21 protein-coding genes and 1 pseudogene are annotated in these 15,595 nt (G+C 72.0%); 14 read left to right on the top strand and 8 right to left on the bottom strand.

Features of this window, described 5'->3' with window-relative positions; all coding sequences use genetic code 11:
* Nucleotides 1–32: 32 nt before the first annotated feature.
* Nucleotides 33–533 carry a hypothetical protein gene (locus AB0G10_RS12045; protein ID WP_360919024.1) on the top strand — a complete coding sequence of 167 codons (501 nt, stop codon included), beginning with the start codon at nucleotides 33–35 and terminating at the stop codon, nucleotides 531–533.
* Here the strand turns inward: AB0G10_RS12045 and AB0G10_RS12050 are convergent.
* Nucleotides 484–927 carry a hypothetical protein gene (locus tag AB0G10_RS12050; RefSeq protein WP_360919026.1) on the bottom strand — a complete coding sequence of 148 codons (444 nt, stop codon included), beginning with the start codon at nucleotides 925–927 and terminating at the stop codon, nucleotides 484–486. The genes AB0G10_RS12045 and AB0G10_RS12050 overlap by 50 nt on opposite strands.
* Before the next feature lie 67 nt (nucleotides 928–994).
* On the opposite strand from AB0G10_RS12050, the gene AB0G10_RS12055 reads away from it, so the two are divergent.
* Nucleotides 995–1,186: a hypothetical protein gene (locus tag AB0G10_RS12055; protein WP_360919028.1), complete on the top strand. Its 192-nt coding sequence runs from the start codon at nucleotides 995–997 to the stop codon at nucleotides 1,184–1,186.
* Nucleotides 1,187–1,300: 114 nt separating this feature from the next.
* Here AB0G10_RS12055 and AB0G10_RS12060 read toward each other — a convergent pair.
* Nucleotides 1,301–1,408, bottom strand: a pseudogene (locus AB0G10_RS12060) (O-acetyl-ADP-ribose deacetylase); the annotation flags it as partial.
* Complete coding sequence (locus AB0G10_RS12065; RefSeq protein WP_360919029.1) at nucleotides 1,405–1,941, bottom strand: GNAT family N-acetyltransferase; 537 nt, start codon at nucleotides 1,939–1,941, stop codon at nucleotides 1,405–1,407. The pseudogene AB0G10_RS12060 and the gene AB0G10_RS12065, both read right to left, overlap by 4 nt.
* Nucleotides 1,942–2,025: 84 nt before the next feature.
* Between AB0G10_RS12065 and AB0G10_RS12070 the strand changes: the two genes are divergently transcribed.
* Nucleotides 2,026–4,176 (top strand): esterase-like activity of phytase family protein, encoded by a 2,151-nt coding sequence (locus AB0G10_RS12070; RefSeq protein WP_360920718.1) that lies wholly within the window; start codon nucleotides 2,026–2,028, stop codon nucleotides 4,174–4,176.
* 134 nt (nucleotides 4,177–4,310) lie between these two features.
* Here the strand turns inward: AB0G10_RS12070 and AB0G10_RS12075 are convergent, their stop codons facing one another.
* Together AB0G10_RS12075 and AB0G10_RS12080 are read right to left on the bottom strand one after the other, a co-directional pair.
* Complete coding sequence (locus AB0G10_RS12075) at nucleotides 4,311–4,811, bottom strand: GNAT family N-acetyltransferase (protein WP_360919031.1); 501 nt, start codon at nucleotides 4,809–4,811, stop codon at nucleotides 4,311–4,313.
* A 10-nt stretch (nucleotides 4,812–4,821) separates the two neighbouring features.
* Nucleotides 4,822–5,766, bottom strand: coding sequence for a hypothetical protein (locus AB0G10_RS12080; RefSeq protein ID WP_360919033.1), 945 nt, complete (start codon nucleotides 5,764–5,766; stop codon nucleotides 4,822–4,824).
* 63 nt (nucleotides 5,767–5,829) lie between these two features.
* On the opposite strand from AB0G10_RS12080, the gene AB0G10_RS12085 reads away from it, so the two are divergent.
* The gene (locus tag AB0G10_RS12085; RefSeq protein ID WP_360919035.1) at nucleotides 5,830–6,444 is read left to right on the top strand and encodes a TetR family transcriptional regulator; all 615 of its coding nucleotides are present in this window, start codon (nucleotides 5,830–5,832) and stop codon (nucleotides 6,442–6,444) included.
* Between the two features lie 39 nt (nucleotides 6,445–6,483).
* Nucleotides 6,484–8,265 (top strand): GDSL-type esterase/lipase family protein, encoded by a 1,782-nt coding sequence (locus tag AB0G10_RS12090; protein ID WP_360919037.1) that lies wholly within the window; start codon nucleotides 6,484–6,486, stop codon nucleotides 8,263–8,265.
* A 169-nt stretch (nucleotides 8,266–8,434) separates the two neighbouring features.
* Here AB0G10_RS12090 and AB0G10_RS12095 read toward each other — a convergent pair whose 3' ends face one another.
* A complete protein-coding gene (locus AB0G10_RS12095) occupies nucleotides 8,435–8,785 on the bottom strand; it encodes a VOC family protein (RefSeq protein ID WP_360919039.1) in 351 nt (116 codons plus the stop codon).
* 40 nt (nucleotides 8,786–8,825) lie between these two features.
* Between AB0G10_RS12095 and AB0G10_RS12100 the strand changes: the two genes are divergently transcribed.
* The 3 genes from AB0G10_RS12100 (at nucleotide 8,826) to AB0G10_RS12110 (ending at nucleotide 10,389) form a co-directional block, all read left to right on the top strand.
* Nucleotides 8,826–9,530, top strand: a complete 705-nt coding sequence (locus AB0G10_RS12100; RefSeq protein WP_360919040.1) for a dienelactone hydrolase family protein — start codon at nucleotides 8,826–8,828, stop codon at nucleotides 9,528–9,530.
* A 121-nt stretch (nucleotides 9,531–9,651) separates the two neighbouring features.
* Nucleotides 9,652–9,804, top strand: a complete 153-nt coding sequence (locus tag AB0G10_RS12105; RefSeq protein WP_360919041.1) for a hypothetical protein — start codon at nucleotides 9,652–9,654, stop codon at nucleotides 9,802–9,804.
* Between the two features lie 9 nt (nucleotides 9,805–9,813).
* Entirely contained in the window at nucleotides 9,814–10,389 is a 576-nt protein-coding gene (locus tag AB0G10_RS12110; RefSeq protein WP_360919043.1) for a dihydrofolate reductase family protein, read from the top strand.
* On the opposite strand, the gene AB0G10_RS12115 is transcribed toward AB0G10_RS12110, so the two are convergent.
* Nucleotides 10,371–11,042: a helix-turn-helix domain-containing protein gene (locus tag AB0G10_RS12115; protein ID WP_360919045.1), complete on the bottom strand. Its 672-nt coding sequence runs from the start codon at nucleotides 11,040–11,042 to the stop codon at nucleotides 10,371–10,373. The genes AB0G10_RS12110 and AB0G10_RS12115 overlap by 19 nt on opposite strands.
* A 155-nt stretch (nucleotides 11,043–11,197) precedes the next feature.
* On the opposite strand from AB0G10_RS12115, the gene AB0G10_RS12120 reads away from it, so the two are divergent.
* From AB0G10_RS12120 to AB0G10_RS12140, 5 genes are read left to right on the top strand one after another with little or no spacing between them, the layout of a single operon-like run.
* Nucleotides 11,198–12,523, top strand: coding sequence for an aromatic acid exporter family protein (locus tag AB0G10_RS12120; protein WP_360919047.1), 1,326 nt, complete (start codon nucleotides 11,198–11,200; stop codon nucleotides 12,521–12,523).
* A 5-nt stretch (nucleotides 12,524–12,528) separates the two neighbouring features.
* Nucleotides 12,529–13,416 (top strand): aldo/keto reductase, encoded by an 888-nt coding sequence (locus AB0G10_RS12125; protein ID WP_360919049.1) that lies wholly within the window; start codon nucleotides 12,529–12,531, stop codon nucleotides 13,414–13,416.
* Nucleotides 13,417–13,463: 47 nt separating this feature from the next.
* Nucleotides 13,464–13,787 (top strand): metalloregulator ArsR/SmtB family transcription factor, encoded by a 324-nt coding sequence (locus AB0G10_RS12130; protein ID WP_360919050.1) that lies wholly within the window; start codon nucleotides 13,464–13,466, stop codon nucleotides 13,785–13,787.
* Complete coding sequence (locus AB0G10_RS12135) at nucleotides 13,784–14,209, top strand: SRPBCC domain-containing protein (protein WP_360919053.1); 426 nt, start codon at nucleotides 13,784–13,786, stop codon at nucleotides 14,207–14,209. Before AB0G10_RS12130 ends, AB0G10_RS12135 begins: the two co-directional genes overlap by 4 nt.
* 1 nt (nucleotide 14,210) lies before the next feature.
* Entirely contained in the window at nucleotides 14,211–14,498 is a 288-nt protein-coding gene (locus AB0G10_RS12140; protein ID WP_360919055.1) for an antibiotic biosynthesis monooxygenase, read from the top strand.
* Here the strand turns inward: AB0G10_RS12140 and AB0G10_RS12145 are convergent.
* The gene (locus AB0G10_RS12145) at nucleotides 14,495–15,310 is read right to left on the bottom strand and encodes an SAM-dependent methyltransferase (protein WP_360919056.1); all 816 of its coding nucleotides are present in this window, start codon (nucleotides 15,308–15,310) and stop codon (nucleotides 14,495–14,497) included. The genes AB0G10_RS12140 and AB0G10_RS12145 overlap by 4 nt on opposite strands.
* Nucleotides 15,311–15,367: 57 nt before the next feature.
* On the opposite strand from AB0G10_RS12145, the gene AB0G10_RS12150 reads away from it, so the two are divergent.
* A complete protein-coding gene (locus tag AB0G10_RS12150; protein ID WP_360919057.1) occupies nucleotides 15,368–15,595 on the top strand; it encodes a hypothetical protein in 228 nt (75 codons plus the stop codon).

A 15,595-nucleotide genomic window follows, 5' to 3' on the forward strand; every position in this document is an offset into this window, starting at 1 on the left:
CGCACGTTGCGGCCGGTTGCCATGCTGGCGGCATGGCCGTCGACGAGCTGCTGGTGGGCGCCCTCACCGCGGCCACCGCGCTTGGGGCGAGCTTCCTCACCGGGCGGGGCGCGTGGCGGGCGGCGCTCGCCCAGGCACGGACCACGGCCCTTCTGCAGGCGGCCGCGCAGGAGCGGGAGCGCCGCCGGGCGACCTATCGGGACATGCTGACGGCCGTGCACGCCTTCATGGAGGTCTGCTGGTCGGCGCGCCCCGACCGGTCCGACCGGCAGCCGCGGGAACAGATCCGGGAGCGGATGGGCCGGGCGGCCGCCGAGGTCACCCGGGCGACCCGGGAGGTCCTGCTCGACGGGCCCGCCGCGGTGTCCGCGGCCGCCGAGCAGGTGCGGCTCTCGATGTTGCGGACCGAGGCGCGGTTCGCGGACGGCTCGTGGGACGACTACGAACGCGCCTACGACGAGTTCCGGAACGACCATGCGGCCTTCATCGAGCTGGCCCGCGCGGCGCTGGAGGTCGGTCCTCCGCCGCGTTGATCCAGGTCGTGAGCCTCTCCGCGGTGTCGGGGTCGAGGGCCGGGCTGAGCATGGCCGTCACCGCGCGCTCCCGTACCCGGCCGTCGCCGTGGGTGCTCGCCAGCGCTACCGCGAGCGGTGTCTCCGCCATCCGGGCGACGACGCGGTGTCCCCGCGGGGCGGGCGTAGTTTCGTACCAATAAGCACGCCGCGCGTGCTCATCCAGCCGGACCACGACGCGCGGCCGATCCGCGAGGACGGCCAGCGCGGCGCGGCCGGCCGCCTCATCACCGGTGGCCGCCACCTCCGCGAGCAGCGCGAGCAGCCGGTCGACGGACTCCCCGCCTCCCCGGGAAGCCGCGTCGGCGGCCTCCACGAGCGCCGGCTGCCGGTCCCTGCGCCACCACTTGATCATGCGGTCATCGTGCCCCAGCCTCGCCCGGAGCTTCGAACGATTTCCGGCCGCCGACTACCATCGCGGCATGACCCGGGACCGGGAATTGCTGGCCACCGCCAAACAGTTCAGGGACGCCGCGTCCGCCGCCGGCCGCCCCGACGTGGTCGCCAAGATCGACGAGGCGATCCTGCTCCTCGCCGATCCGCGGGAGACCCCGGCCAGCGGCGACGAGAAGTCCAACATCGTCCTGCGCATCCTCGACGGCCTAGGCTTCTGAGTCCCTCTCCGCGACCCGTTCCGCCACCCGCCGCGTCGCCTCGTCGAACAGCACGAGCCGGATCACCTCCACGCTGGACGTGGCTTCGCCGCGCAGCGCCGCCAGCGCCTGGGCGGCGCCGTCCACCCCGCCACCACCCAGCAGCGACGAGTTGGCCGCGTTGACGATCGCGTCGACCCGCTCGGCGGTGATGTCCCCGGCGACGATCTCGATGCGCCTCACGAGCCGGCCCACTCGTCGGCCGTGATCTCGTATTCCACTTCGCCCAGCTCCGACCCCGGCAGCGGATCGTCGAAGGCGGGATGGAACGTCCGCACGTATCTCATCCCGACCGCCCTCATCACCGCCTGCGACCCCTCGTTGACCGCCATGGTCTGCGCGAATATCCGGCGCAGCCCGACCTTCTCGAAACCGTGCCGGATCAGCGCCCGCGACGCCTCACTGGCGATGCCCTGCCGCCACAGCGCCCGCGGAATCCGATATCCCAGTTCCGCCGACCCCGGATCGGGCCCGGGCGGCAGCATCATCAGACCGGCGAACGCGTCGCCGAGAAAGGCCGCCCAATACCCGAGGCCCTCCGCCCGGCGGCCCTCTTCCATCCGGGCCGCGTGCGACGCCAGGACCTCGTCCCGGGAGCGCGCCCGCCCGTACAGGAATCGCAGCACCTCGGGATCCGCGTCGAGCTCCACTTCGCATTCGATGTGCGCGTCGGTGAGCGGGTGAAGGACCAGCCGGGGGGTGTACAGAACAGACACGCGCCAATCGTGGCACGACGACGATCCGCCGTTCATCCCGTTTTACCCGCCCGTTGACCACCGCCCGGCACGGTGACGGGCGTGATGAGGAAATGTGTCGCCCTGGCCGTCCTGCTGTCACTCGCGGCGGCGGCGCCGGCATCAGCGTCCCCCGCCACCCGGACCGGCTGTGACCTGCTCGGATTCGACGATTCCCTGGACAAGACGACGTTCGCCGGCACGCCGGTGGCCGGCCTCTCGGCGCTGGCCCTGCAGGACGGCGGCCGGGCCCTCGCGCTGGTGGACAACATCGGCACCACCCCGGCCCGCGTCTATCAGCTGAAACTGCGCGGCGCCGAGGCCGAGGTCCAGAAGGTCATCAAGCTCGGCCGATACACCGGCGCCGATTTCGACGGTGAGGGCCTGGTGGCCGAGAACGGTGGCCGGACCATTCTCGCCGGCTCCGAGAAGGAGCCGTCGATCCGCCGTTTCCGCCTCTCCGACGGCAAGGAACTCGCGTCCCTTCCGGTTCCGGCGCGCTTCCGCGTCACGCCGGCCGGCGAGGCGGCCGTGAATCAGACGTTCGAGGCGCTCACGGCCACGCCGGACGGCCGCCGGCTGTACGCCGGCATGGAGGGGTCACTCGCCGCGGACGGCGCCGGCTTCAACCGCATTCTCGCGTACGCCGGAAGCCCCCGTGGCGCCTACTCCCCCATCGCGCAATACGCTTACCGTCCCGACCCGAACCTGGGACTCGTCGAGCTGATCGCCATCGCCGACCGCCAATTCCTGTCGGTGGAGCGCGGCTTCACGGCCGGCGTCGGGAACACGGTCCGCGTCTTCCGCGTCTCGGCCACCGGCGCCCCGGACGTGTCGGACATCGCCTCCCTCTCGACCCTCACCGATCCGCGCGCCTGGCTCGGCAAGGAACTGCTCTTCGACGTCGCCGACTGCCCGCCGTCCGGCGCCACCGCGAAGCAGCCGCAGCCGAACCCGCTGCTCGACAACATCGAGGGCGCCGCGCTCGGGAAGTCCCTGCCCGGCGGCCGCCGCGTGCTGCACCTGATCTCCGACGACAACGGCAGCGCCACCCAGATCACCCGCAGCTACGCCTTCGCCGTGAAGATCACCGCGGAGCCGACGCTGGACCGGCGCGCGATCATCCCGGCGACCTCGTACCAGCCCGGCCCGGTCTCCGGCACCCAGCTCGCGCCGGACACCGTCAACGGCATCACCCCGCCGTTCCCGGGACAGCCGATCCCCGGTTTCTCCGCCGTCATCGCGGGCGACCGGCCCGGCCGCTTCCTCGCCATGCCGGACAACGGGTTCGGCGCCAAGAACAACTCCGCCGACTTCCTGCTGCGCGCCTATCAGATCAACCCCCTTCACCGTACGCATGAGGTCCGCCTCGAAGGTCACATCAGCTTCCGCGACCCCGACCACAAGGTGCCGTTCCCGATCGTCAACGAGAACACCCGGGATCGTCTGCTGACGGGCGCCGACTTCGACGTCGAGTCGCTGGCCCGGGACTCCCGCGGCGATCTGTGGATCGGTGACGAGTTCGGCCCGTACCTGTTGAAGGTCGACCGCACCGGGAAGGTTCTGCAGGCCCCGATCCCGCTCCCGGACGGCGGCAGATCACCGCAGTCGCCCGACCTCGCGGCCGGCGAGACCCCGACGGTCCCGGCGAGCCGCGGCTTCGAGGCGCTCGCGGTCAGCACCGACGGCACGACCCTGTACCCGATCCTCGAGGGCGCCCGCACCGACCACGCCGACCAGCGCCGCCGCATCGTCTACGAGTTCTCGGTCCGGGCGAACCGCTACACCGGCCGCACCTGGTCCTTCCGCGTCGACGACCCGTCCCTGCTCGTCGGCGACGCCGCGGTCCTCTCCGGCCGCAAGCTGCTGCTGATCGAACGCGACAACGCGATGGGCCCGCAGTCCCGCATCAAGCGCCTCGTCACGACCGACCTGGACGAGGCAGCCCCGGACGGCGTCCTGCCCCGCCGCACCGCCGCCGACCTGATGCGCATCGCCGACCCGAAGCACGTCTCCACCCCGGCCCGCCCCGGCGAGTACGGCGTCGGCGACCTCTTCTCCTTCCCCCTCCAGTCCGTCGAGTCGGTGCTCCCGCTGGGCGGCGACCGCGTCCTGGTCGCCAACGACAACAACTTCCCCGGCAACGACGGCCGCATCCCCGGCCGCGCCGACGACACCGAGCTGATCGAACTGACCGTCCCGGGCCTGCGCTCCTGATCCCGGCCGCACCGGCGCGCTGTCCACGTGGCAGCGCGCCGGTCCGGTTCACGAGAGGTCGTCGTCGCTCTCCGGCCGCAGCGCCCGCACGAACCCGGCGAAGTCGGGCGCCAGAACGGTGATCCGTCAACAAGCTAGGCGATCGCCTTCGTCAGGAAGCGGCAGGGGTCGGCCACTATGTGGCGCACTCCCACCTCGTCGGTCCACGGGTAGTGGTCGTCGTAGTCGAGGCCGGTTTCCTGGTAGCCGAGCCTCGCGTAGAGCGCCGCCGCCCGGTCGTTGTCGTGGCCGACGCCCAGGCCGATCGTCTTGAGGCCGCGGCCGGCGGCGCGTTCCTCGGCCAGCCGGATCAGGTGGGAGCCGATGCCGCGGCACTGCCAGCGGGCCAGTACCAGCAGGCCGTTGATCTCCGGGCAGCCGGGGAACGCCGCGGCGACGAGCGGTTCGCGCGGCCCCTCCCAGAGCACCTCGCCCGAGCCCACGGGAATGCCGCCCGACCAGGCGATCAGGAACGTGCTGACCCCGTCGGCGTGCCGCCGGTAGCGGACCTCGTGGTAGCGGTTCCCGCCGGTCGGCGCCACCTCTTCGAGCAGCGGCACGTCGGCCTCGGCACACTCCCGGAAGTCCACCTCCACGGGACCGACCCTAGACGCTGAGCTCGTCGATCAGGGCCCGATAGGTGTCGAACGCGGGCTTCCGCACGTACGCCGACGTGGTCAGCCCCAGCTGGAACAGCGGATTCGCGGCGGAGCTGTCGGCGTCCCGGAGCGCGAAGTGCTCGTACGCGGCGATGTTGAGGTCTTGGGACGCCTGCGCGACCCGCCGCACCACCGTCTCCACCACCTCGGCCTGGCGGCCGTGAGGCCGATCGTCCCCGGTGCCCCAGCCGTGCTCGGTGATGTGGATCGGCACGCTCTCGGCGAGACCGGCCGCCGCGAGACTCCGCTGCCGGAACATCGTCAGCACCCCGGTCACCGCCGACGCGAGGTCCCCGGGCGGGATGGGCGCGAACACGTCGGGGAAGAAGTCGAGGCCGGCGTAGTCGAGTGATTCCCGGAAGCCGTCGCGCTGCCCGAGATCGGTCCAGAACTCCTGGGCAGGGTCGAAGATGACGGTGGAGTTGCAGCCGACCTTCGCGTCGATCCCGAGCCGGAGGATCTCCCGTTTCGCCTCGACGACGCCGGCCACGAGGGCGGCGCGCACCGCCGGGAATCCGCCGTCGCCGCCCGGCCCGGCGTGGTCGGCCTCCTCCGCGATCTGCACGGTGGCGAGGCAGCCCGCGTGCGCCCGCACCTGGTCCCGCACGAACGCTAGCCAGCCGTCGAGGTTCTCGCCCGGCTCCCGGAAGCAGAGCACCAGGTCGAGGCGGCGCGAGCCGGTCGCGTACTGCGCCGGCGACGGCGGCGCCTGCGGGTGACCCGGGGACGCGTCGCTGTAGTGCAGGTAACCGCGCACCAGGAACGGATGCGTGCCGTGCAGATCGTCGAGTGCCTCGGTGATGCGGGCCGGGTCCTCGGCCGGGCCGGGGGTGGTCGAGCCGTCCTCGGCGGCGCCGAGGCCGCCCGGGTAGATACCGAAGAGTAGGGGCATGCGCCCACCATAGACACAAACTTGGTGTCACTCCAAGTTTGGGGTGACGCTAGAATTTCGGTCGTGGGTCTCCGAGACGAGAAGAAGCAGGCGACGAGGACAGCGATCGCCGACACCGCACTCCTGCTGTTCCTGGACCGCGGGTTCGAGAGGGTGACGGTGGCCGAGGTGGCGCGCGCCGCCGGCGTCTCGGTCAACACGGTCTTCAACTACTTCCCGGCGAAGGAGGACCTGCTGTTCGACCGGCAGGCGGAGGTCGTGCATCGTCTCGCCCGGGCGGTGACGCGGCGCGCCGACGGTGAGACGGTGGCCGCCGCCGTGCTCCGGGCGTTCCTGGCCGAGCTCGACGCCGGGGAGCCGACGCTCGGCCTGGATCCCGGCGCGGTCCGATTCTGGTCACTGGTGCAGCAGAGTCCGGCGCTGCAGGCGCGGGTCCGGCTCATGCACGAGCAGACCGAGGAAGCCCTGGCGAGCGCGCTGTCGGAAACGGTCACCGCCGATCCGGCGATCCTTCGGATCACCGCGGCGATCATCGCGGCGGCGGACCGGGCGCTGCATGGCGAGATCCAGCGTCTGGTCACTCTGGGTGAAGACCCATCCCGTGTACGAGGGAAAATCCGCGCGCTCGCGAAGCACACGTACGAGGCGCTCGACGATCACCTGCGCCCGTCCGGGTGATCTTCGCGGGAAAGGGTCCGCTCGGGCGTTGATCAACGTATGAGGAGATTCGGCGCCGCGGTGGCGGCCTGCGCGCTCGTCCTGACCTCCGCGCCCGCGCCGGCGCAGGCGCAGGCGGCCGGGGAAGACGTGACCATCGGGTACCCGGCCGAGGGGCAGACCGTCGGCACCGGGCCGCTCACCGTGACCGGTTCGGTCCTGAAGGGCGGTATCCGTGAGGTGACGGTCGAGCGGGACGGCCGGCCGCCGTTCCCGGCCACCGTGGACAGCGCCGGCGGCTACGCGGCGCCGGTCGGCACGATCGGCACGGGCGTGCACCGGATCGTCGTGCGGGTGGTGTTCACCGACGGACACACGGCCGAGTCGCGGCGCTGGTTCACCGGCCGGGCCGGTACCCGCTACGTCGCGCTCGGTGACTCCTACGCGGCGGGGGACGGCGTCGAGCCGTACCGCGATCTCCCCTGCCACCGGTCCACCAGGGCGTGGCCGATGAAGATCACGCTGCCCGGCGGCCGGGGACCGGTGGCCGAGGACGGCGGCGCGTTCGCCTTCGAGGCCTGTGCCGGGGCGCGGCTCGCCGATGCCGGCGCGCAGACCGGGAGACTCGGCACCGACGCGGATCTGGTCACCCTGACGTTCGGTGGCAGCGACGCCGCGTTCGCCGAGGTGCTCGCGCACTGCGCCACGCGAGTCCACTGCATGAGGGGCACGTTCATCACGGCCGGTGGACGGTCCGTCTCGCTCGACGACTGGATGCGCATCCGCATCGCGCTCGTGCGGGACGAACTGGACGGTCTCTTCCAGCGGATCCGGTCCCGGGTACGGCCGGACACCACCGTCGTGGCGGCCACCTATCCGCGCCCCCTGCGCACCGGTTCACGGGCGTGCAGGGAAGGCACGGGCATCGCCGGGGACGAACGGAAGTGGATGGCAGGCCGCGTCGACGACTTCGCCGACGCCGTGCTGGAACGCGCGTCCCGCAGCGGTGTGCTGGTCGCCGACGTGCGCGAGGAGTTCGCCGGACACGCCGTCTGTGACCGGGACGCCTGGATCGGCGGTCTCCGGACGGCCCGGGCCACCGACCTGAGCGGCGACGTCACGGCCTCGTTCCACCCGGACGAGCGGGGCGCCACGGCATACGCGAAGGTCGTGTCCCGGCGGATCGCCGCGAAATCCAGGGCGTACCGAAAGGGTGCAGAAGACGGGCCGCCCCCTTCCGGAACGGTGGTGAAAGCCGTCGCCGCGACCCGGATCGTGCCTCTCGTGGTGGCCGACGCGGCGGCCATGCGCGGCATGCCGTCGTGCGGCGCCGAGGTGGTGCGCGACGAGCAGGTGCCGTTCGCGGCGGAGGGCTTCACGGCCCGGTCCGAGGTGACGATCCGGCTCACCGGGGAGAGCACTCGCGACCGCATTCTCACCACCGTGACCGCGAATGATCAGGGCCGGGTCACCGGCTGGGCCCGGATGCCGGCCGACCTCCCGGCCGGAAAGATCTCCGGGCTCGAGGCGCGCGGTCACCATCCGTCGCACGGCACGACGCTGGGGTTCGCGGTGCTGCGTGGTAGTAATCGGTCAAAGTGCGTCGACCATGCGCGCAAGGCGGGTCTGCTGTCCCCGAAACCGCCGCCACTGCCCTCGCCCGGCAGCGCGCCCGCCCTGAGCCGCCGGGCCGGCAACGCTCCCGAACTGGGCCGCAGTGCCGGCCGCCTGCCCCGGACCGGCGATCCCGGATGGCTGTTGCCGGCGGCCCTCACCGGTATCGCGATGATCGTGCTGGGCGCCCTTCTCGTGACCGCGACCGCCCGGAGGCGAGTACCGTGACCGATCCGTCCCCGCAGTTGCCCTCGGTGTCACCCTGGTTCCGGCCGGCCGTCCTGCTGCTCGTCCTGCTCCTGCTCACGGCCGGTGGCTGACGTGACGTGCTCCGCCCGTACACGGAGGCTCTTGGCAGGCGCCTCGCCTGCGCCGACGCACCCAGCGTGACCAGGCACTATGGCCCTTGAAGGACGCAGAATTCGTTGCCGTCCGGGTCGGCGAGGACGTGCCAGCGCCAGCCGTCCTCCTCGATCGGCGCCGTCGTGATCCGGCGCGCGCCGAGCTCCTCGGCCCGGGCCACCTCGGCGGACAGGTCACGAACGCGGAGATCGAGGTGGAGCCGGTTCTTGCCGATCTTCCCCTCGGGCACGCGCTGTAGCAGGATCTCGACGCCGTTCTGACCGATCGGGATCAGTGATCGATAGCGGTCGCCGGTGTTCGGCTCCTCCCGGTAGCCGAGCACCGCGCACCAGAACGCCGCCGAACGGTCCAGGTTCGAGCAGTCCACCACCACAGCCAGTTCCACGTGACCCACGGTAATCGATCGTGGCCGATAGGGTGTCGTTATGGAGTTCATGAAGCCGCTGGTCCTGCCCGTCCGCATCCGTGAGGCCGAACGCCACGGCAACACCGACCTCTATCTCCCGGAGTCGGCGTCGCCGCGCCCGGCGATCCTCTTCGTGCACGGGGGTCCGCTGCCACCGGGCATGGAGCCGCTGCCGCGCGAGTGGCCGATGTTCCAGGGCTACGGCTCGCTCGCCGCCGATCACGACGTGGTGGGCGCCGTGGTCGAGCACCGCCTGCAGGGACCCGACTCCTACCCGGCCGCGTTCGACGACGTGGCCGCGGCGGTGGAGACCCTGCGCGGCGATCCGCGCGTGGACGGCGACCGGATCGCCCTCTGGTACTTCTCCGGTGGCGGCCGGCTCGCCGCCGACTACCTGCGCGCCGCGCCGTCCTGGCTCAAGGTGATCGCCTTCACGTACCCGATGGTCACCCCGTTCCCGGGCTGGCCCGACGACCCGCGCTTCCGCCCGGCCGAGGCCGTCACCGACGCGGGCGACCTGCCGATCGTCCTCACCCGGGTCGGCCAGGAGAACCCGATGATCGCCGAGGGGGTGGCCGGTTTCGTGGCCGCCGCCGAGAAGGCGAACCTGACCGTCGTCGACGTGCCGAACGGCCGTCACGGCTTCGACAACCAGAACGACTCGGACGAGTCGCGGGAGGCCATCACCAAGGCCGTCGACCTGGTCATAGCCGCCTTGGCATGACAGTCGTCGAGAGCTACCGCGACGGCGAGGCCGTACTGGAGCTGAGCCGATTCCTGGCTCGGTCCGGTGACGTCGCCGGCGCGGTGGCTCCAGGACATTCTCGCCGCGAAGGATCGCCAGGATGCCCGCCAAGCGCTCGGACATGGCGGCCTGGGCCTTCCTCGCCATCGCCGGCGGGGTGCTGGGCAATGCCGCCTACCAGGCACTCGTCGAGTCGGCGTCCGTGACCGCGCTGTCGGTTCTGTACAAGACCGCCACCGCCTCCCGCCTCTAGCCTCATCCCATGCGTGAATTGGTCTACACAGGCTTCATGTCCCTCGACGGCGTCGTCGACTCACCCGGCGGCGTCGAGGAGGGTCACCGCAGCGGCGGCTGGGTGGTGAACGACATCGCGTTCGTCCCGGAGGCGTTCGCCCTGAAGGGCGAGGAACTGGCCGACACCACGGCGCTGCTGTTCGGCCGCCGCAGCTACGAGGCGTTCGCCCCGTTCTGGCACGACTCGGAGGACCACGCCGCCTACCGGGACCTGCCGAAGTACGTCCTCTCCACGACGCTCAAGGAGGACGACCTGGTGGACGGCTGGGGTCCGACGACGATCCTGCGCGACGCCGGCGAGGTCCGGGAGCTGAAGCAGGGCGACGGCGGCGGGATCTTCATCCACGGCAGCGCCGAGCTGGCCCGGCGGCTCTCCGGCGAGGACCTGATCGACCGGTACAACCTGCTGGTCTTCCCGGTCCTGCTGGGCGCCGGCAAGCGGCTGTTCACCGACGCCGACCGGGACAAGCGGACGCTGCGGCTGCGCGAGTCGCAGGCCTACGCCAACGGGATCATGAAGATGATCTACGAGGTCACCAGCTGATCGAGGTCGAGGGCGATCGCACCGCCGGCGCCCTCTCTCAGCTGCCCGGCGGTCCGGCCGACGTACCGTTGCAGCGCCCGCGCCAGGTGCGGCTCGTCGAAGTAGCCGGTCCGCATCACCACGTCCCCGGCCGGCACGCCACCGGCCAGCAGCGTGGCCGCCTCCCGGGCGCGCAGGATCTGCCGGACCGCCCCCTGGGTGAGCCCGGTCGCCGCCCGGAACCGTCTCTCCACCGTGCGTTGCGAGACCGGACCGACCACCGGATCCCGTACGATCACGCCCTCCCGGACGAGCCGCGCCACCAGCGCCTCCACGTCGTCGGCGCCGGGCACCTCGAACCGGCACCCGGCCAGCTCGAAGCCGGGAAGCTCGAGCCCGGAGTCCACCAGCCGGGCCATCGGCACCGTCCGCAGTGACGTCCCGACCGCGAATTCGACGCCGACGAACGACGCCCCTTCCGGCACCGGCGCCACGCCGCTCCTGGTCTCCGGCCCGGTCACGCCCGCGAACGACCGCCCGTCCTGCTCCCAGAACACCAGTCCCCAGCACGCCGTGGCCACCGACGTCATCTCGGTGACCCGCTCGGCCGCGCACGTCCACACCGTGTCGATCCACGCCGAATCGGACGCCCGCGTCGTGAATCGCAAACCCACGATCAAGACCTTATGGGTACGGCGGAAGACGATCACTCCGCCGAGGGCGACGCCCATCACAATCGCCCTTTTTGCCCTCTATGACACTTCACGCGGCGTTAGCTTTGCCTCGGAAGCTCCACGGGGAGAAATACGAAACACGGGAAAGCCGCGCCTTGCAACACTCGATCACCATCGTCGCCGTCAGTCTCGCGTTCTGCGCGGGGATCGCCACGCTCCTGCGCCGCAAGGTGCGCCCGGCCGCCGAGTCGGCCGCCCGGCACCTGGTCGCGCGCCTGCGCCCGCATCTGCCGTACCGGCTGCGCCGGGTCGCCCGCCGATGCCGCGACCGGCTCGACGCGACGACGGCCCGCGCGGTCGTGGTGACCAGCGCGGCGGCCGGGATCGCGTGGACCGCCGCGGAGACGATGCACCTGGTCGGCTCGGTCACCGCCGCGATCTCGGCGACGCTCTCGGTGCAGATGAGTTCCTTCGCTTCGGTACGGGAGGGGACGCAGCGGCTGATCGGCACGCTCGCCGGCATCGCGCTCACGGTCGGCGTCTGGGGCGCGTTCGGCCTCACCCCGTGGTCGATCGCCGCGATCGCCGGTCTCGGCCTGGCCGCGGGCCGGCTGCTCCGGCTCGGCGACGGCGCCGTCACGGTGCCGCTCACCTCGCTCGGCATCCTGGTGGCCGGCAGCGCCGTGATCACCGAGGCGTTCGTCTGGGAGCGGGTGGCCGCCACCGCCCTCGGCATCCTGGTCGGCGTCATCCTGTCGCCGCTGGTCGGCGGGGTGTCCCCGATGGAGCGGGCCCGCCAGAGGCTCGCCCACCTCTCCGACGAGATCGCCCGCCTGCTCGCGCACCTCGGCGACGGCCTGACCGGCGGCTACACCCGCGACCAGGCCGCGCAGTGGCTGGCCCGCTCCCGCGAGCTGGGCGACGACCTCGAGGACGCCGTCACCGCTGTCGACGACGTGGTCCGCCAGGCCCGCTGGTCGCTGACCACCTCGGTGGCCCGGGTGACTCCGCTGCACGAGACGCTGCGCGCCCTGGAACACGGCGTCCACCAGGTGAACTCGGTGGCCCGCTCGATGTTCGACGCGGCCGCCACCCCGCACTCCTCGGCCGTCCCCGAGCAGATCGGCCAGGTCCTGACCGTGGCCGCCGACGCCTTCGCCGCGCACGCCGGGCTGGTGGCCGACCCGCAGGCCGACGCCACCCGTGACGCCGGTGACCTGCACGAGCTGCTGAACGGCCTGCGCGAGGCCCGCCGTCGTACCCTCCGGAAGGTCCGCACCGAGGTCGACGACACCGGCGTCCTGGTCCTGACCGGCTCCATCATCACCGACATCGACCGGATGACCGGCTCGCTGGAGCGCTCGGCGCCGGCCCTCACGGTCGGCCTGCGCGAACTCGGCCCCGGCATCCCGGCCGTCTCCGAGGTCCTGCCCGCCGTGAGGCTCGCCTGGCAGAAGGCGAAGGCCGGCAGTGTTGGATGAGCGGCATGAGACTCTCCGGTATCGCCCGCATCGGGCTGGGCCTGGCCGCGGTGGGCCGCCCCGGCTACATCACCCTCGGCCGCGCCGGTGACCTGCCGCGGGACCGCACCGTCGAGGCGATGCGCACCCGGGCCCACGACCTGCTCGACGCGGCCTGGGCGGCGGGCGTCCGCTACTTCGACGTGGCACGCTCGTACGGCCGCGCCGAGGAGTTCCTGGCGTCCTGGCTGCCCGGCCACGAGGGCGCGCTCGCCGGGAGCAAGTGGGGCTACACGTACACCGCGAACTGGCGGATCACCGCCGAGGTGCACGAGGTCAAGGACCACGGCGTGGCCACCTTCGACCGCCAGCTGGCCGAGACCCGCGCCCTGCTCGGCGACGCGCTGACCCTCTACCAGATCCACTCGGTCACCCCGGACAGCCCGGCCCTCACCGACCGGGCCCTGCACCGCCGGCTTGCCGGCCAGGGCGCCACCGTGGGGCTGTCCACGAGCGGCCCGGCGCAGGCCGACACGATCCGCGCGGCCTGCGCGATCGAGGTGGACGGCGAGCCCCTCTTCCGGAGCGTCCAGTCCACCTGGAACCTGCTCGAACCCAGCGCCGGCCCGGCCCTGGCCGAGGCCTGCGCCACCGGCCGGACCGTCATCGTGAAGGAGGCCCTCGCCAACGGCCGCCTGCTCGCGCACCGGTCCGACGCGGTCGCGCTGGCGGCGGCCCTGCACCAGCCGTGGGCCACCGTCGTCCTCTCCGGCGCCGCCACGACGGCCCAGCTCGCGTCGAACCTCCGCGCCGCCGGCCTCACCCTGACACCCGCCGAGCTGGACGAGCTCTCCGCGCTCGCCGAGCCGCCGGACCGCTACTGGCGGACCCGATCCGCACTCCCCTGGACCTGACGTTCCGTCAGTTGACGCTAACGTTAGCGCCTACTAACGTACGCATCATGGATCCGCTCGACGGCGCCCTGCGCGCCCTGGCCGAACCGCGGCGCCGCGCCATCCTGCGCCTGGTCGCCCACGACGAGCTGGCGGCCGGGGAGATCGCGGCGGCGTTCGACGTGACGCGCACGGCGGTCAGCCAGCACCTCACCGTGCTCAAGGAGGCCGGCCTGCTCAGCGAGCGGCGGGCCGGGACGCGCCGGCTCTACCGGGCCCGCCCGGACGGCCTCGACGCGCTGCGCGCCTTCCTCGACGAGATGTGGAGTGATGCCCTGGACCGGGGGCGACGCCTCGTCGAGGGGGAAGCCACCGCGAGGGACGTGGCATGACGATCAAGCAGGCCACGATCGTCCGCAGCGGACGCGCCCACACCTTCGACGTGTTCGTCCGCGACATCGGCGCCTGGTGGCCGACCCGCCCGTTCTCGCTCGGCCACGAGAAGGTCGTGGCGGTCACGTTCGAGCAGAGGCTCGGCGGCCGGGTGTACGAGACCTGGGCCGACGGCACCGAGGTCCCGTGGGGCGAGGTGATCGCGTGGCAGCCGCCGTCCCGCTTCACCCTGACCTGGACGGTGCTGACCGCCCTCACCGTGGTCGAGGTCGTCTTCACCGAGCTCGGACCGGCGCTCACCAGGGTCGCGCTGGAGCACCGCGGCTGGGAGAAGCTGAGCACCGACGTGCCGGGCGGCTACCGCGCCGGCTGGAAACAGATCCTGGACACCTTCACCACGACCGTCGAGGAAGGACGCTGAGATGCGCATTCTCGCGCAGGCCATCCACTACCCGAAGCCGGAGCACCGCGACGATCTGATCGCCGCGATGGCCCGGATGCGCGAGGCCTCGGCCGGCGTCGACGGCCTCGAGGAGATCGGCGGCTTCGAGGACACCGGCGGGGACCGCATCATCGCGATCTCCGTGTGGTCGTCACCGGAGGCCATGCGGGCGGGCATGGCGAAACTCGGCGCGGCCATCGCCGACGTCCCCTTCGCCGACTGGGAGCACCGGGAGCACTCCTTCGAGGCGTTCCCCCAGGTGGCCTAGGGTTTGCGCCCGACCGCGGTCCAGATGTTGATGTCCGAGCGCAGCGGGATCTCCGCACCCTCCTCCGGCCGCCACTCGCTGGCCGGCACCACACCAGGCTCGACGACCTCCAGCCCCGCGAACAGCTCGGCGAACTCGTCGCGCGGGCGCGTCCACACGTCCGACCGGCCCTGCGCGATCAGCTGCTGGTAGAGCGCCTGCTGCTCCGGCGTGCCGAAGTCGGAGGTGGCGTGGGTGGCGACCAGGTAGCTGCCGGACGGCAGCGCGTCGAGCAATTTCGTGACGATCGGCTTGGCCGCGCCGTGGCCGTGGATGAAGTGCAGCACGGCGATCAGCATGAGCCCGACCGGCTGTTTCAGGTCGAGGGTCTCGGCGAGCACCGGGTCGGCCAGGATCGCGGCCGGGTCGTTGAGGTCGGCCTCGATGTACGCGGTCCGCCCCTCCGGGCTGCTGTTGAGCAGCGCGCGGGCGTGCACCATGACGAGCGGGTCGTTGTCGACGTACACGACCCGGCTCTCGGGGGCGTGCCGCTGCGCGACCTCGTGCGTGTTGTCGGCGGTGGGCAGGCCGGTGCCGATGTCGAGGAACTGCCGGATCCCGGCCTCGGCGGTCAGGAACCGGGTGGCCCGCTGCAGCAGGGCGCGGTTGGCGAGCGCGCCGAGCCGGACCTTGGGGAAGTGTCTTTCCAGCTCGTCCCCGGAGGCCCGGTCGGCGGCGAAGTTGTCCTTGCCACCGAGCCAGTAATTGTAGCGGCGGGCCGGGTGGGCCACGTTCGGGTCGATGCCCTGCGCGGCTGCGCGCGTCTGATCCACAGCGGAACAATAGCGTCCTCGATCAACGGCTTGCACCGCTGGACGACACTGATGTCCATGGGCACGATCCAGGAGCCGAATCCCGACCGCGAGTGGCTGAAGCGCAGCTACACCGACACGTCGCCGGGCAACTTCGCGACGCCCTCGCGCACCGAGATGATGGGTCGCCTCGTCGAGGGCTCCGGCTACACCCGCGGCAAGCGCCTCTTCCTCAAGACCATCGTCTGGATCATCATCGGTTCGTGGGTCGCCGCCGGCATAGCGGGCCTCATCCAGGGCGAATGA

The organism is Actinoplanes sp. NPDC023714, assembly GCF_040639855.1.
Classification (GTDB): domain Bacteria; phylum Actinomycetota; class Actinomycetes; order Mycobacteriales; family Micromonosporaceae; genus Actinoplanes.

Bases quoted from the DNA above. Each gene is read 5' to 3' on its own strand.
- AB0G10_RS12110 (WP_360919043.1), top strand. From the start codon at position 9,814: ATGCGTGAATTGGTCTACACAGGCTTCATGTCCCTCGACGGCGTCGTC.
- AB0G10_RS12055 (WP_360919028.1), top strand. From the start codon at position 995: ATGACCCGGGACCGGGAATTGCTGGCCACCGCCAAACAGTTCAGGGAC.
- AB0G10_RS12135 (WP_360919053.1), top strand. From the start codon at position 13,784: ATGACGATCAAGCAGGCCACGATCGTCCGCAGCGGACGCGCCCACACC.
- AB0G10_RS12080 (WP_360919033.1), bottom strand. From the start codon at position 5,766: ATGCCCCTACTCTTCGGTATCTACCCGGGCGGCCTCGGCGCCGCCGAG.
- AB0G10_RS12050 (WP_360919026.1), bottom strand. From the start codon at position 927: ATGATCAAGTGGTGGCGCAGGGACCGGCAGCCGGCGCTCGTGGAGGCC.
- AB0G10_RS12125 (WP_360919049.1), top strand. From the start codon at position 12,529: ATGAGACTCTCCGGTATCGCCCGCATCGGGCTGGGCCTGGCCGCGGTG.
- AB0G10_RS12105 (WP_360919041.1), top strand. From the start codon at position 9,652: ATGCCCGCCAAGCGCTCGGACATGGCGGCCTGGGCCTTCCTCGCCATC.
- AB0G10_RS12100 (WP_360919040.1), top strand. From the start codon at position 8,826: ATGGAGTTCATGAAGCCGCTGGTCCTGCCCGTCCGCATCCGTGAGGCC.
- AB0G10_RS12130 (WP_360919050.1), top strand. From the start codon at position 13,464: ATGGATCCGCTCGACGGCGCCCTGCGCGCCCTGGCCGAACCGCGGCGC.
- AB0G10_RS12150 (WP_360919057.1), top strand. From the start codon at position 15,368: ATGGGCACGATCCAGGAGCCGAATCCCGACCGCGAGTGGCTGAAGCGC.
- AB0G10_RS12140 (WP_360919055.1), top strand. From the start codon at position 14,211: ATGCGCATTCTCGCGCAGGCCATCCACTACCCGAAGCCGGAGCACCGC.
- AB0G10_RS12090 (WP_360919037.1), top strand. From the start codon at position 6,484: ATGAGGAGATTCGGCGCCGCGGTGGCGGCCTGCGCGCTCGTCCTGACC.
- AB0G10_RS12045 (WP_360919024.1), top strand. From the start codon at position 33: ATGGCCGTCGACGAGCTGCTGGTGGGCGCCCTCACCGCGGCCACCGCG.
- AB0G10_RS12070 (WP_360920718.1), top strand. From the start codon at position 2,026: ATGAGGAAATGTGTCGCCCTGGCCGTCCTGCTGTCACTCGCGGCGGCG.